15 protein-coding genes are annotated in these 13743 nt (G+C 36.0%); 3 read left to right on the top strand and 12 right to left on the bottom strand.

Translation table 11 applies throughout. From position 1 onward, the window contains the following. Positions 1–127: 127 nt before the first annotated feature. Positions 128–1582 carry a cardiolipin synthase gene (gene cls, locus MKY37_RS12990; RefSeq protein WP_340777738.1) on the top strand — a complete coding sequence of 485 codons (1455 nt, stop codon included), beginning with the start codon at positions 128–130 and terminating at the stop codon, positions 1580–1582. A gap of 529 nt (positions 1583–2111) precedes the next feature. Here the strand turns inward: cls and MKY37_RS12985 are convergent. From MKY37_RS12985 to MKY37_RS12970, 4 genes are all read right to left on the bottom strand, one after another. Next, positions 2112–2957: a M15 family metallopeptidase gene (locus MKY37_RS12985; protein WP_340777736.1), complete on the bottom strand. Its 846-nt coding sequence runs from the start codon at positions 2955–2957 to the stop codon at positions 2112–2114. A gap of 174 nt (positions 2958–3131) precedes the next feature. Then, positions 3132–3377 carry a hypothetical protein gene (locus tag MKY37_RS12980; protein WP_340777733.1) on the bottom strand — a complete coding sequence of 82 codons (246 nt, stop codon included), beginning with the start codon at positions 3375–3377 and terminating at the stop codon, positions 3132–3134. Between the two features lie 96 nt (positions 3378–3473). Next, entirely contained in the window at positions 3474–4241 is a 768-nt protein-coding gene (gene yidC / locus MKY37_RS12975; protein WP_340777731.1) for a membrane protein insertase YidC, read from the bottom strand. 79 nt (positions 4242–4320) lie between these two features. Then, positions 4321–5112: a helix-turn-helix domain-containing protein gene (locus MKY37_RS12970; RefSeq protein WP_340777730.1), complete on the bottom strand. Its 792-nt coding sequence runs from the start codon at positions 5110–5112 to the stop codon at positions 4321–4323. A gap of 578 nt (positions 5113–5690) precedes the next feature. Between MKY37_RS12970 and MKY37_RS12965 the strand changes: the two genes are divergently transcribed. Then, a complete protein-coding gene (locus MKY37_RS12965; protein WP_340777727.1) occupies positions 5691–6818 on the top strand; it encodes an MFS transporter in 1128 nt (375 codons plus the stop codon). A gap of 470 nt (positions 6819–7288) precedes the next feature. Here the strand turns inward: MKY37_RS12965 and MKY37_RS12960 are convergent, their stop codons facing one another. After that, entirely contained in the window at positions 7289–7627 is a 339-nt protein-coding gene (locus tag MKY37_RS12960; protein ID WP_340777725.1) for a hypothetical protein, read from the bottom strand. A gap of 219 nt (positions 7628–7846) precedes the next feature. Here MKY37_RS12960 and MKY37_RS12955 point away from each other — a divergent pair, with 219 nt between their 5' ends. Continuing rightward, positions 7847–8338, top strand: a complete 492-nt coding sequence (locus MKY37_RS12955; RefSeq protein WP_340777724.1) for a GNAT family N-acetyltransferase — start codon at positions 7847–7849, stop codon at positions 8336–8338. Between the two features lie 17 nt (positions 8339–8355). Here MKY37_RS12955 and MKY37_RS12950 read toward each other — a convergent pair whose 3' ends face one another. The 7 genes from MKY37_RS12950 to MKY37_RS12920 form a co-directional block, all read right to left on the bottom strand. Then, on the bottom strand, positions 8356–8823 hold the full coding sequence (locus MKY37_RS12950) for a DUF4064 domain-containing protein (RefSeq protein WP_340777722.1): 468 nt from the start codon (positions 8821–8823) through the stop codon (positions 8356–8358). Positions 8824–9147: 324 nt separating this feature from the next. Next, positions 9148–9429, bottom strand: coding sequence for a GNAT family N-acetyltransferase (locus MKY37_RS12945; protein WP_340777720.1), 282 nt, complete (start codon positions 9427–9429; stop codon positions 9148–9150). Positions 9430–9462: 33 nt separating this feature from the next. Next, on the bottom strand, positions 9463–10431 hold the full coding sequence (locus MKY37_RS12940) for a ring-cleaving dioxygenase (protein WP_340777718.1): 969 nt from the start codon (positions 10429–10431) through the stop codon (positions 9463–9465). A 209-nt stretch (positions 10432–10640) separates the two neighbouring features. Further along, on the bottom strand, positions 10641–11555 hold the full coding sequence (locus MKY37_RS12935) for a DUF1002 domain-containing protein (RefSeq protein ID WP_340777716.1): 915 nt from the start codon (positions 11553–11555) through the stop codon (positions 10641–10643). An 89-nt stretch (positions 11556–11644) separates the two neighbouring features. Further along, positions 11645–12505: a CvfB family protein gene (locus tag MKY37_RS12930; RefSeq protein WP_340777714.1), complete on the bottom strand. Its 861-nt coding sequence runs from the start codon at positions 12503–12505 to the stop codon at positions 11645–11647. 252 nt (positions 12506–12757) lie between these two features. Continuing rightward, the gene (mntR, locus tag MKY37_RS12925) at positions 12758–13177 is read right to left on the bottom strand and encodes a transcriptional regulator MntR (protein WP_340777711.1); all 420 of its coding nucleotides are present in this window, start codon (positions 13175–13177) and stop codon (positions 12758–12760) included. Between the two features lie 228 nt (positions 13178–13405). Then, on the bottom strand, positions 13406–13684 hold the full coding sequence (locus tag MKY37_RS12920) for a late competence development ComFB family protein (protein ID WP_340779924.1): 279 nt from the start codon (positions 13682–13684) through the stop codon (positions 13406–13408). Positions 13685–13743 lie beyond the last annotated feature (59 nt).

Genomic DNA, 13743 nt, shown 5'->3' with positions numbered 1-13743 from the left:
TCCCTATGGGTCAAGTAGGAATTACTTTCTAATTAATATATGTCTTCCCTACTTTCTTTGAGACAAATCAGCTATACTAGAAATAAATAAATAAATGAATCATTAGACAGGCACCGGGGGTGAAAATTTGATAGCAAGTTTTTATGGTATTATCGTTTCCGGCATTTTAATATTAAATATTTCTTTGGCGATTGCTCTAATATTTTTAGAACGTCGAGATGCCTCTGCTACTTGGGCATGGATTTTAGTCCTTTTCTTCATACCTATTTTAGGATTTGGTATTTATTTATTGTTTGGTAGAAAGCTACGTAAAAAAACATTATTCCGCTGGGAAGGAAAAAACAAGATTGGTATCGATAAGCTCATTGAATTTCAAATGGAGGCTATTGAAGATGACTCCTTCGATTTTCGTTTAGATGATGCAATGCACTACAAAGAGTTAATCGTCATGCATTTACATAATAACCAAGCCGTCTTAACTCAAGACAATAAAGTGGAAATTTTCACTGATGGACGAGAAAAATTTGATGCACTTCTACACGATATTGGACAAGCGAAGGATCATATCCACATCCAATACTATATATTCCGATTAGATTCCCTAGGGCAGCAAATTTATCAGGCTCTGTTAGCAAAGGCCAAACAAGGGGTAAAAGTAAGAATCTTATACGATGATACCGGATCACGTTTCTTAAGAAAGAGACAATTTAAAGAATTAATTGCACTAGGTGGTCGTGTAGAAGCATTCTTCCCTTCTATCTTTCCACTGATCAATCCACGCATGAATTACCGGAATCACCGGAAAATCGTCGTAATAGATGGACGAATCGGGTATATCGGAGGATTTAATGTCGGCGATGAATATCTTGGACTAAAAAAGAAATTTGGTTATTGGCGTGATACGCATTTACGTATTGAAGGTAGTTCCGTGCATCCGCTTCAAACTCGATTCATTCTCGATTGGAACCAAGCCTCAGCAGAGCATGATATTGAGTATTCTGATATATTTTTCCCAGCTATTCCGATGAAAGGTTCCGTTGGTTTACAAATTGTTTCTAGTGGACCCGATTCCGAATGGGAGCAAATAAAAAATGGATACCTTAAGTTAATTATGATGGCCAAAAAGTATATTTATATTCAATCTCCATACTTCATCCCAGATGCTAGCTTCATGGATACGTTACGCATCGCATGTCTTTCCGGCATTGATGTAAGAATCATGATTCCAAATAAACCTGATCATATTTTTGTTTACTGGGCAACTTATTCATATGTAGGCGATTTAATAAAAGCAGGAGCTAAAGTGTATATTTACCAAAATGGATTTTTGCATACAAAAATGATTGTAATTGATGATGAAGCTTCTACAGTGGGCACAGCAAATATTGATGTGCGAAGTTTTAAATTGAATTTTGAAGTAAATGCATTTATATATGATCGTGAAACTTCTCATCAGTTAGCAGAGACATTTGAAGAGGATATGAAGTTATCTACAGAGATGACGGCAGAGATATATGAAGAAAGAACAAGAATGATTAAATTCAAAGAGTCATTAGCTCGTTTGATTTCACCAATACTTTAATAAAACTATGACTTATAAGGAACAGTAAGCACCCTTTAAGGTCAAACCTGTATCTATCGTTTTCGAAGTGCTTTAGACAGAGTTGTCGCTATATTATTACCGGTTGATTTTTTAAGAGGCAGATCGTGACTGAAGTCACGATCTGCCTCTCTTTTTTCGGTAATCTTATGGCTTGCACCTGTCTGTCGCCCCTCCAAAACTTTCGGAAACAGATTAGTGCATTTTTTGGTAACTTGAGAAAAGATACTTCCCTATACTTAGAATCAGCGCCAGAAGATACAATTTCTGGTCTCCTCTAAGCGATAAGCTAAACTAAACCTTATAGTGGAGTACTACACACTAATTGATTGTGGGGAAGGGTGACGACTATTGTGCTTACGCATCCACCTGCAACGGAAAACACTAGTGGTATTCATTCTTTAAAGTACCATGAACACCTTATTCACGAGACATCTTATATTCTTCATTCTTTCAAAAAGAGGTTTCCTTAGATGGAAAACTCTTTTCTATATTCTAATTCTTGGGGCAATTAGAGATCCAGGAACTCTTCTAATGTTACGTTAGCTTCATATACTTTAAGCGCTAGTTCTTCACCAATATAACGGAAGTGCCACGGCTCATACATATAGCCTGTAATTTTTTCTGCACCATTAGGATAACGCATGATAAATCCATACTTATGAGCATTGGCAGCCACCCATTTGCCGGCTTCTGTTTCACCGAAGCTTTCCCTTGCAAAATGTTGCTCAAAATGTTGTTCTCCGATATCAAAAGCAAGTCCAGTTTGATGTTCAGAATATCCAGGACGCGCACTATAACGATCCGCCGCCTCTTGCCCATCATTCGTTACGTAGCGATCATACAACTGAGTTTGATAGTCAAAAGATCGATACGTACTGAATGCTATAAGTTCGTATCCAGACAAAGTAGCCTCCGCTGCCATTTCTTGAAATGCTGCTCTTGCTTCTTTGCTTTCACCAGGTGCATAAGTTGAAGGAAGAGGATACTTTTTACTAGCAATTACTATACCTTCTTTTACTGTCGGTTCCTCAGGCAGTATTTCATGACCAACGTAGCCTTTTGCCCCAGACATATCTACTTCTTCCACAACAGGCTCCTCCTTAACAGGGATTTCCTGTACTGGTTCTTCTGCGATAGGCTCCTCTATAATAGATTCTCCCGTTCCGTCCTCTTCAACCGTCTGTTTTACCTCGGTTAGATTACGAAGTTCCTCTATACTTTTATCTATATTCCAATCATTCATCGCCACCCACACTACCGTTATTCCAATCAGTAGTCCTGCAACAGTTCCGGAAACAATATACGGCCATTTTCTCTTCTTTTTTTCTTGTAACAAATTATATCTAGATTGCATATTTTCGGACTTCCTTCTTTCTTATTACGTTATTTCTAGTTTAACATTTTTCCGATAACTATACTCATATCCTAATCGAACTTTCACAAAATAATTATAACCATCGTTTCCGATAAAAGAATCCTCCTAAATAAGGAAAAGCGCATCTACCTGCTATAGGTAAATACGCTCTTATCAAAAAAATAATAAAAATAATACGACAAAAAATAGGACTGCAAACAAAATGGACATACCCTTCATCCATTTCGCCTCTTTGACGAACCCTTTTTCCTTAAAGCTTATCGCTCGAAAGCCGTTACTTAATGCAAAGATTGCTGTCATAAACAAAACAGCCATATTAATATTTCCTTTAATGATAAAAACTAATGCAGAAATACTCACTGCAGCGATCAGTAGACCAAAAATCCAATTTCTTTTCATCTATTACACCTCCTAAGAAAAGCGTAAGCACCTAGAAAGGTACCGAAGTCTGGACACTCAAGAAAAAAACGAAGCAGCAAGCGCTTCGTTTTCATGTTATACAGATTCTTCTGCTTTTTCTGGATGATTTGAGTAGAATTTACGCCCCAAATATGTTTGGAATATTAGTAATAGTCCTCCAACAGCCCAATATACTGGCAATGCAGCCATAGAACTGAAGGAAATAAACATAATCATAATAGGCGAAATATAAATCATCATCTTCATTTGTTTCTGTTGCTGTTCAGGGACTGTCCATAATGAAACTTTTGCTTGTATGAAATAAACTGCCCCAGCAATAAGTGTCATCGCAATATCAGGAGTACCTAAGTTAAACCATAAAAATGGATGCGCTTTAATTTCGGCAGAATATAGAATCGCAAAATACAATCCCATAACTATAGGCATCTGAATAATCATTGGCAGACAACCCATGTTTAGTGGGTTTACTCCATGCTTACGATATAATCCCATCATTTCTTGTTGTAGAGCCATTTGCTGTTCTTTATCTTTTGTCTCTTTTAGTCTCTTTTGGATATCGTCCATTTCTGGTTTCAGCTTGTCCATTTTTTGTTTCATGCCTTGTTGATTTTTATAATTTTTAAGCATTAAAGGCATAAGAGCAAGTCGAATCAGCACGGTAATAGCTATAATCGCTAATCCGTAACTACCATTGAACATTTCTCCAAAGAAATGTATAAGAAATTCAAAAGGTCGAACAAAAATATTATAAAAGGTACCTTCTTTGTTTTCTACTCCAGAACATCCACTAAGCACTAATGCCGCAAATACAAGAATAGAAAATAAACTAATCTTCTTTTTCAAATCTATTCACCTTCACTCATCAAACTATAAAGAAGTATACCTTACTATGAAGCTATTTATCAAATTTAATCCAAAATATTTAAACAGATTTTTGTTCATTAGGAAAATTATATTTAAAACTTGGATATTCTTGGTTATCTCGATATTGCTTCGGAGTTAATCCTGTATACTTTTTGAATATGCGGGTGAAATAGCTTTGATTGCAAAAATGAAAACTATTCGAAATGTCGGATATAGCTTTATTTGTATTCCTTAGAAAGTATTGACATTCTTCCACTTTACGAACATTTAAATATTCCACAAGCGTCACACCCGTATGTTCTCTAAAGATACGAGAAAGATGACTAGTACTTATATTAAAATGTATGGCAATATCCTCTACCGTAAGATTTGACTCTATTTCATCATTAATGTAGAGGATTACTTTGTTAACAGTTTGATGCCCAAATGATGGTTTTTTCCTTTCGGTTATTACCATCACAAAAAATTCTACAAGTTCATCCGCGCATAGTAAGAATTGTGCGTCACTCATTTTCGTTTCAATCGTTTCTACACACGCAATATTGAATGCCATCACTTTATCAGCTGGTACCTGACTTTCATTTAACTTTCTTGCCATAACAGCTGATAATTGTATGTAATAATACTTTACGTTTAGAATCATATTCTTACGTGTTCTAGCTATTAATATATCGATCATGCTTCTTAAAATTTGTTTCGCTTCAGTTATTTCAAAGGAAAACATTTTTTGAAATAGCTGTTCTTCTAATTCTAAGAAAGAATCAAAACCCTCCACTTTTATTATCGAGCCAATTTCATTATTATATACTTTGGAGAAGTTCTCTAAAAATTGCTTTTCTACAGTCCTCATATGTCCCTCTTTTTCTCTCCAATTAGGTCTTATTGATTACTTCGACCTATTAGGTATGTTGAATTATTCTATATCATTATCCTGGAAATTAAGAGTTTTTTCAACTGTTAAGTTTCAATTTTTTTGGGAAATTAGCATTTTTATATGTTTGTGCAATACTTTTATTTTCAATAGTGTACAATCTCCTACACCCCCATCTACATTACAATATAAAGGTTTTTCTGATTCGATAAATAAATGGATCGATGCGATCACTTCAGCTACATTATCATCTTATATTGCTCCAAATAATATTTTATCAACCATTCTATCTATAGAAGCTAATCCTGCCTGTTTTATAATATAAATATATAACTTTCCATCATTTATCCCTACAAATTTACCATTTTTTTAAATCCTTCCACTGAATTCGTTAAGACAACTAGTGAAAGCAAGAGTGCACCCTTCCAAATACCTAAATAAAGCATCTCCATTTATTCAATAGATATATGATGTAGTTGTTCTACAAGACTATACCGTTTTACTACAAATAAATGCTAAACTATAAGTAATGTTCATTATAGAAATGAGGAGCAACGATGCACTTTTTCGTATATATTATTATTTTTTTCTCGTTTTTCGATTTATTTTCCCAACTTCCAATTATGAGTCCGTATGCAGAATCACTTGGTGCTACGCCATTTATAACCGGTTTAGTCGTAGGAATGTACTCTCTTTCGAATACAATCGGCAATATTGTTTCTGGGTTTTTAACCGATAGAAAAGGACCCTTTTATATATTAATCATCGGTCTGTTTGCGACGAGCTTTGCTTTATTCCTTTACCAATTTGCCAGCGATCCTATTGGTCTATTAGTTATACGTTTTTTACACGGTTTAGTTGCAGGACTAATTGTACCTGCAGCGTTTACCTATTCGGCCAATAAAACTTCAAAGAATAACCGTGGTAAAGGAGTTGCACTATCTGGAGCCTTTGTTGGACTTGCTGCAATCGCAGGTCCAGCAACTAGCGGAATTCTCGCTAGTAAAAAAGGTGAGCTATTTGTTTTAGGGATAACAGGTTTCATTATGCTTGTATTAAGTATATTATCTTTAGTTTTGTTAAAAAAAATTGCTATTGAAAGAAAGGAAAAGGAGGCTTCCTCTTCTCATTCAGTTCGCTTTATATTTCAACAGAATGGAATAGTTAAATCATTTGCAGGTGCCTTTTTCTTAATGTTTTCACAAGGGGTTTTAGCATATATGCTACCTTTAAAGGTATTACATCTTGGATTTGACACTAAAACAAGTGGGTTACTATTAAGTACGTTTGGTTTGGTGGCAATTTTAGTGTTTATTCTACCAATCAATCGAATATTTGATCGTGTAAAGCCCGTCTATACGCTTGCTTTTGGGATGGGCATCATGGGAATCAGTATGTTATTACTTGGATATACTGACTCACTGAACTTACTTTACATCTGCATGGGGTTATATGGAATTGGGTTTGCGTTTCTATTTCCTTCTATTAACTCACTTTTAATCGATTCCAGCGAACAGTCATACCGTGGTAAGGCATACGGCTATTTCTATGCATTCTTCTCTATTGGTGTCGTTGTGGGATCAAGTATTACTGGTTTTCTGGAACTAGATGCCACGGGCGGATTTACGATGACAGGAGTTATATTGATCTTTGTGTCTATCTTGGCACTTGCCTGGAGGAAATAATAAGAAAAACCGGGCAGAAAAGATGCCTGGTCCTTTAAGAACAGAAATATAGATATGCGCCAACAGAATGTTGGTCACGAAGGCGTTACGATCGCGACGTGGCGCACTTAGCCTTTGTACTCCACCTGAAACGGAAATCAACATTACTATTCCTTCATTAAAGTCCCAAAAAGCCAGTGTTCACGGGACATTTTTATATAATGTTTTTAAAAAGAGGCTGGGACAGAACCCCAAAACAGCATTTTTCTCTGTGAGAAAAATGCTGTTTTTTTTGCTGTGTACAAAATTGATTTCCATTTCAGGGACGCTTTCCACGGGCGTGGCCTGAGCCTGTAGTCTCAGGCGTCACGCTATTCCCGTAGGAGTCGCCCCTCCATTTCAATCAATTTTATTAAATATCCATTATTTAGTAAAGGTTTCTCCTTATCCAATAAAATTTCTACTTCTGTCCCTGCCTCTTTTATTATGCATTATAATGTTATTTGATCATTAAGATTAGGTTTCTTTTCTGCATCTGCAGTATCCTTAGAAGACTTCTTAGACTTGTCCTGCACCTCTTCATTATAGTACTGAACACTTGTCATAGCCCCTTCATCCACCATTTTGTTATCTGGTATATCATGAGGATCTGGATGCCCCGCTACCGTTAAATCAGACTTTTGATGTTTCTGCGAGTCTATGTAAGCATTCACTTTAGATTTTGTATTATTAAATGCTACCATTGCTTTATCACGATTCTCTTTTTTACTAAAATACGCATAAGCTCCTGCTGCTAATCCTGCCAATAAAAGTGATTTGTTTTTTGCCATCATAATTACCTCCAAGTTTATATATAGTTTATATACCCTACTTTAAATAAGTTCACACCTATTAAACAAACTAATTTTTGGGGAGAGTTAAGTACCAAATTAATAGTTTTCCCATTTTATATTACATTTTGATTTCTAATTGATTTTAATTCTATATATTTGTAGAAGATTATAGTTATTTTTGTTATGATTACAAAAAGAATTCAGAGGTGATTTCAAATGATTAGGGCGACTACGTTAGATGATATTTCGATGATTCAACAGATCGCAAAGGTCAGTTGGAACGATACATATAAAAATATTATACCTATTGACATACAAACGCTTTTTTTAGAAAAAGCTTATTCCCCTATGATGCTAGTCAAAAGAATAGAAAAAACTATTTTCTTAGTCGCTGAATATGAAGGTAAGCCTATTGGTTTTGCCAATTTTACATATGTGGACGAAGATGGAGATGCAGAACTAACCGCAATTTATGTATTACCTGAGTACAAACACATTGGATATGGGAAAAAACTATTATTAGCTGGGCTAAATGAGATGCCAGCTGGTCGACAACTATTTGTTTATGTTGAAAGCGAAAATGATAGCGCTCGTCATTTTTATGAAAGTTTCGGCTTCGAGTGTTTAGAAGAATTCGATGAATATTTTGAAGGACATCCTTTAACTACAGCTAAATATGTATATCTATTGAAAACACCGGCCTATTAGGTCGGTGTTTTTGTGAATTAAAGTGTCTTCTCTGTCGTATAGAATTCCTCTTGGAGTTGAACTGGTGGTTTGCGGACAAAGCACATGATTGCCGCGATATACAATAGAAGAGATGTTGGTGATAGTATACCAGCAAATAGACCTGCTATGATGAACATAATTCCTGCTAACTTCGGGTTTTTGTTTTTTGAAATAGAAACTATTCCGATAATATTCAAGATTAAGCTAATCACAAGAATGATGATAAACACCCAGCCAAATATGTTAAACGCATCAATAACTAAGTGCATATTATCGTCTATCATTTGCAAATCAGATTCCGTCATAGTTGGTTCCTCGGCAATGACGTTCTGGAATTCAGTTGTGAAAGCCTCATCTTTCAATACATTGCTTCCACTTATCACCAAAATTGTTACTAAAACAATGCTAAGTAATGTCATAAGTGCACTAATAACACCTAATACTATTTCTCCCGTACGCGACATAGAATTCAGTCCCCTCCTTTTTATATGTTCCTTTTAATTCTACGATAAATACTTGAAAAAGTTTCGTATAATTTTAAAGTCCCCTTCATAATATAGTTTAAACCTGTTTAAAAATTCAAGGACAAGGGTATTAATAAACTATTAACGAGAATAGAGAGGATGAGTTTCATGGAAAAAAAATTAATTTTTAGCCAATCAGATTTCCTTTATACGTTGGCAGGTGCATCTGCATTAACAGGAATTTTAGTATTTTTTACACAAATTTAATAAGATTATTGTAAAAAGGCAATCCTTTTCTATAAAGAAGCGGATTGCCTTTTTGTTTTATGCTTTTACATCATCATATTCGGCAGATTTTGAGAAGGCTGCTACTACATATGAGCAAACCGGCTCCATCTTTAGCTCCTGCTCTCTCGCATAAGAAGCAGCGCTATCTAATAATTTCTTAGCAACTCCCTGACCTCTTAGTTTATCAGAAACATAAGTGTGATCCATCACCATTACATCCCCAAGTAACGTCCAGGTAATTTCCCCAAGTCTTTCTCCATCCTGTATATATTGATAGGCATATACTTCGTTTCCTAATTCTTTGAATTGAAATTCCATCTTCAACCACTCCTTTTCTGAATTTTAGCATATTTATTTATTGATTGACAACGGACGCAACTTTGCTTCAATTTCCGTTCTTCTTGTTTCTAGAAAAGGTGGTAGTGCTAATCTTTCTCCTAAAGTTTCCATTGGTTCATCTGTATCGAATCCTGGCTCATCCGTAGACAGCTCAAACAAAATACCATTCGGTTCTCTGAAATAGATTGCCTTGAAATAGTATCGGTCCACTAACCCAGACGTTGTAAAACCATTTTCGCGTAAACGCTCCTCCCATTTAGGATAATCCTCCATTGTGGGAATTCGAAACGCTACATGATGTACACTTCCGCGTCCAGGTCGCTCCATTGGTAAATCTGTACGTGTCTCCACATGTACTTCGCCAGCTGGGCCGCCTTTTCCTGTCGTATAAACCTCGATACATGGCATTTCCCTGATGTCGGATGGATAAGACCCCGCTAACTCAAAGCCAAGTATTTCTGTTAATACTTTTTTTGTAGACGCTGGTTTTCGGACAGTTAGTTTGATTGGACCTAGGCCAACAATTGCATTGTCAGCTGAAATTTCCTCTTTAACCCAAGCTTCACCATAGGGAATTCCAGTCCCATCGTCGACAACTAGCATATGCCTTGCCCCTTCAAAATCTTCAAAATAAAGCGTACTACGACCAAATCGTTCTGTTATGGAATCATGTGATACACCCAGTTTCACAAATCTATTTTTCCAAAATTGCAGGGCTTCCTCACTTTTTACACGAAAGCCTGTATTACTAATACTGGATACCCCAGGATATGTTCTTCCTGCTTGTGGTATGTCAAAGTATGTCATATCTGTTCCTGGTGAGCCTACCGCATCTGCGTAAAATAAATGATAGGACGAAGGATTATCCTGATTTACGCTTTTTTTTACTAATCGCATTCCTAATATTCTTGTATAGAAGTCATGGTTTTTATCAGCATCAGCAGTAATTGCTGAGACGTGGTGGATTCCTGCTAATTTCATTTGTTTTCCTCCTTTTAATAATTATTTCGAATTCAAGATATATTATTTGTTATATTAACAAAGGATTGAACCTTTTGCAAATAAAGTGAATATAAGAGAGCCCTCCTGCTATGCGAGAGAAACAATACCTATGAGAGTGAGTATCTATCCATTACTTTACTACATCAAACAAAACCCTCCTGTCTAAAAATAGACGGAGGGCTCACATATCAGTTGAAGATAGAGCGAATCGAATCAATTAGATCTTTAAAGAAGTTTTTGACACCTTCCCAAAATCCTTCATTGTCGACAATTTCAGCTATTTTATCTTCTATGGTTTTACTTAAATCATTCAGTTCCTCTGACCACTGACTGAAATCGATATCTAATTGACGAATCCGGTCCATTAAATCGATTAATAGTTGGCGATCTTTCTCTGAAAGCTCAATTTTTAGATTGGCTAATTGTTCGGAAACAATTTTCTCCACTTCTTCACGGGAAACTGGATTTTGTTCAGCAATCTGCTTTTTAATTTCCGTTAGTAACTCACTTACCTTCGCTTCATCAATACCCGCTTCTTTTGCTAAATTAGTAGCAATGGATAGTTCGTCATTTGCTACATCTGTACGCTCTGGATCTAGTTTTTCACCTGTAACCTCATAAGCTTTGTATATTCCTACTAAGGCTGAATGACCAGTCACAGGTTTAGGTGCAGCAATTTCTACTACTGCATCCTGAATTCCAGCCGTAAGCATTGCATTTGCATACATTTCAGTTGTTACTTCTGTAATATCATCTGGCGTCACAATGCTTATCACTAGACCTTTTCCTGCATCTTTTCTTGTAATCTTAGCAGAAGAGAACATTCTTGCAGATGCGTCTCCATCTTGCAAATAAGTTGCTAGATCCTGACCAGTTACTTCTATTTCTTGAACATCTGATTTATCTGTTAATCTCAAGCTTTTCTTTACGCTATCTTTTTGTTCAGCAGTTAGGTTTCCACCATATACCACAATAGGTGCACCAAATTTTTCGTTTACAACTTCTTCAGTGGAGCCATCTGAATCTGCCATTGAAGAAGTAGGTGCGATAACCATACCAATTAATAACATCGCTGTAATGAATGGCAATAACAATTTCTTCATTCTATTACCCCTTTCCCTTCTATTCCTTCAATAATACGAAAATAGGAGTAAAAAGTTCCGACTAATCGATTCCTTTTACTCCATATGAATTACATTTTCAATTGTGTCCAACCATCTTCTTGAACAATTTTTTTATCTTTCATCAGTTTACCAAGGGCACGTTTGAACGCCGCTTTACTCATGCTGAACATTTCTTGAATTTCATCTGGAGATGACTTATCTGTAAATGGCATTTTACCGCCGACATCATTTAAATAACGGAATATAGATTCTGCATCGTCCTCTAAACGTTCATGTCTACGTGGTAGCAGTGAACCATTCAATGATCCATCCTCTTTCACATCAATAATTCGAACAGTCAAATCTTCCCCTAGTCTTGGTTCATTTAGTCGTTCTGACTCATGCACAAAAATACGATAGTTTTCTGGAACACTTAGCAAAAAAGTACCTACTGGTAGCAAACGATACGCACGTGCTTGAAGATTCTGATTGAATAATGTCGTTGGAGCATCTATATATAACTCCTCTACTCTATCCTCGGTAGCTAAACGACCGAATAACTCACCATCTTTATCTGTACGGAGCGTCATATATAAATGATCACCAACAGCTGGCCATAATTCTTTTATCTTTGGTAAATCGTCTTCTTTTACCTGAACTTCCTTGGCCGTACCTATATCGACAAATACACCTTCCCTATCTGCTACTTTAATGACACGCGCCCAACCGTATGTGCCCTTTTGGATAGATGGAAGTTGCGTTGTGGCAGAGAGATTCCCACGTCTGTCCACAAACAAGAATGCTTCAATTGTGGAACCAAGCTCTAAGTCTTCCGGTGCTTCAGATGCATTTAACGGAATATCAATTCCATCATAATTTAAAATCCATTTCGATCCATCTTGTTCTTTCACTTGTAATTTTACTATTTCTCCTGATGCTGTTCCTATCAAAATTACCGCTCTCCTTCTGACCATATATGGTACTGATCTTTACCTGCTATTTTTGAATATATAAAACGTTATCAGACTACGTCACAGTTTGTGCTACTTCCCTATAACCGAATCATCTGAATCATAAACCATAGTTATAAATTCATGAACACAAAAGCGCAATGAATCCTTTACTTTCAAAACCGGACCCCATATCCTTCTCAGGAGGTTGTATGTATGCTGCATTTGTCATTTCAAAAACTCAAATGAAAATTACTCTCTATCCGTGTCTTCTAATTCCAAGAGCTTTGACTGTAATGCTGGATTCTCTTCTAAAAATAATACTAAATCTGCAATACGGTCGATGGAGTTCCAACTTAAATGGTGTTCTATTCCTTCTACATCATTGTAAATATTCTCTTCTTTTACACCGATAATGCGTAAGAAATCTTCTAAAAGTTCATGCCTTTTCACTAGTTTTTTACCAAGTTTCATCCCTTTTGCGGTAAGAGTTAGTCCACGATACTTTTCATATATTAAGAAGCCGTCTTTATCTAATTTTTGTACCATTTTGGTTACGGAAGATGGTAATACAGACAATGCTTCTGCAATATCAGACACACGAGCATATCCTTTTTGCTCTATCAACAAATAAATTTGTTCAATATGGTCTTCCATGCTTGGTGTTGGCATATTTATCTTCCTCTCATCATTGCTCTATATATTTTACTACAATAAAGACCCTATCACAATTATAGATATTTTTTCCTATATTTCTAAATGTGCAGGCGCCTATGTCAGCCCCGCAAGTCTGAAACGACTCGAGGGGCTAGGCGCTGGAACTAGACAGAGTCTGAGTAAAAAGCAATTACTTATTGATATCGGGACATATGAAAAACCTTATCAAATACAGACAAGGTTCTAGTTGCGATGTGGGTACTTTCCCACAACGTAAATGGAGTGGATAATTCTTTTGTTGATCCATTCTAAGTTTTCTGGTGTGTTTAAGCGTTCGAAAACGGCGCTTCTTCCTTTTTCTGTTGTAACATAATGAGCTGGTAATGTATTTAAACTCAATGCGATAATATCTCGTTCGCATTGTTCACATTTGCAGAAGGTTTGGTATTCAGAACCTCTCATCAATAATCTGACCAAACTATGAACTATTTCTTGCATCACATTCGTTAGCAATGACTCCACTCCTTTCATGCATAAATAATGGAAGCATGTTTAATACTATACCCAAAAGGGTAAAATTT

The sequence above is a fragment of the Psychrobacillus sp. FSL K6-2836 genome (assembly GCF_038003085.1).
Classification (GTDB): domain Bacteria; phylum Bacillota; class Bacilli; order Bacillales_A; family Planococcaceae; genus Psychrobacillus.
The sequence above is the reverse complement of the archived record's forward strand: the minus strand, read 5'-3'. Positions and strand labels throughout refer to the sequence as shown.

What these genes read in the sequence shown, in the direction of transcription:
- MKY37_RS12985 (WP_340777736.1), bottom strand. Translation starts at nt 2,957, where the DNA reads ATGCAATCTAGATATAATTTGTTACAAGAAAAAAAGAAGAGAAAATGG.
- MKY37_RS12980 (WP_340777733.1), bottom strand. Translation starts at nt 3,377, where the DNA reads ATGAAAAGAAATTGGATTTTTGGTCTACTGATCGCTGCAGTGAGTATT.
- MKY37_RS12970 (WP_340777730.1), bottom strand. Translation starts at nt 5,112, where the DNA reads ATGAGGACTGTAGAAAAGCAATTTTTAGAGAACTTCTCCAAAGTATAT.
- MKY37_RS12965 (WP_340777727.1), top strand. Translation starts at nt 5,691, where the DNA reads ATGCACTTTTTCGTATATATTATTATTTTTTTCTCGTTTTTCGATTTA.
- MKY37_RS12960 (WP_340777725.1), bottom strand. Translation starts at nt 7,627, where the DNA reads ATGGCAAAAAACAAATCACTTTTATTGGCAGGATTAGCAGCAGGAGCT.
- MKY37_RS12955 (WP_340777724.1), top strand. Translation starts at nt 7,847, where the DNA reads ATGATTAGGGCGACTACGTTAGATGATATTTCGATGATTCAACAGATC.
- MKY37_RS12950 (WP_340777722.1), bottom strand. Translation starts at nt 8,823, where the DNA reads ATGTCGCGTACGGGAGAAATAGTATTAGGTGTTATTAGTGCACTTATG.
- MKY37_RS12945 (WP_340777720.1), bottom strand. Translation starts at nt 9,429, where the DNA reads ATGGAATTTCAATTCAAAGAATTAGGAAACGAAGTATATGCCTATCAA.
- MKY37_RS12940 (WP_340777718.1), bottom strand. Translation starts at nt 10,431, where the DNA reads ATGAAATTAGCAGGAATCCACCACGTCTCAGCAATTACTGCTGATGCT.
- MKY37_RS12935 (WP_340777716.1), bottom strand. Translation starts at nt 11,555, where the DNA reads ATGAAGAAATTGTTATTGCCATTCATTACAGCGATGTTATTAATTGGT.
- mntR (WP_340777711.1), bottom strand. Translation starts at nt 13,177, where the DNA reads ATGCCAACACCAAGCATGGAAGACCATATTGAACAAATTTATTTGTTG.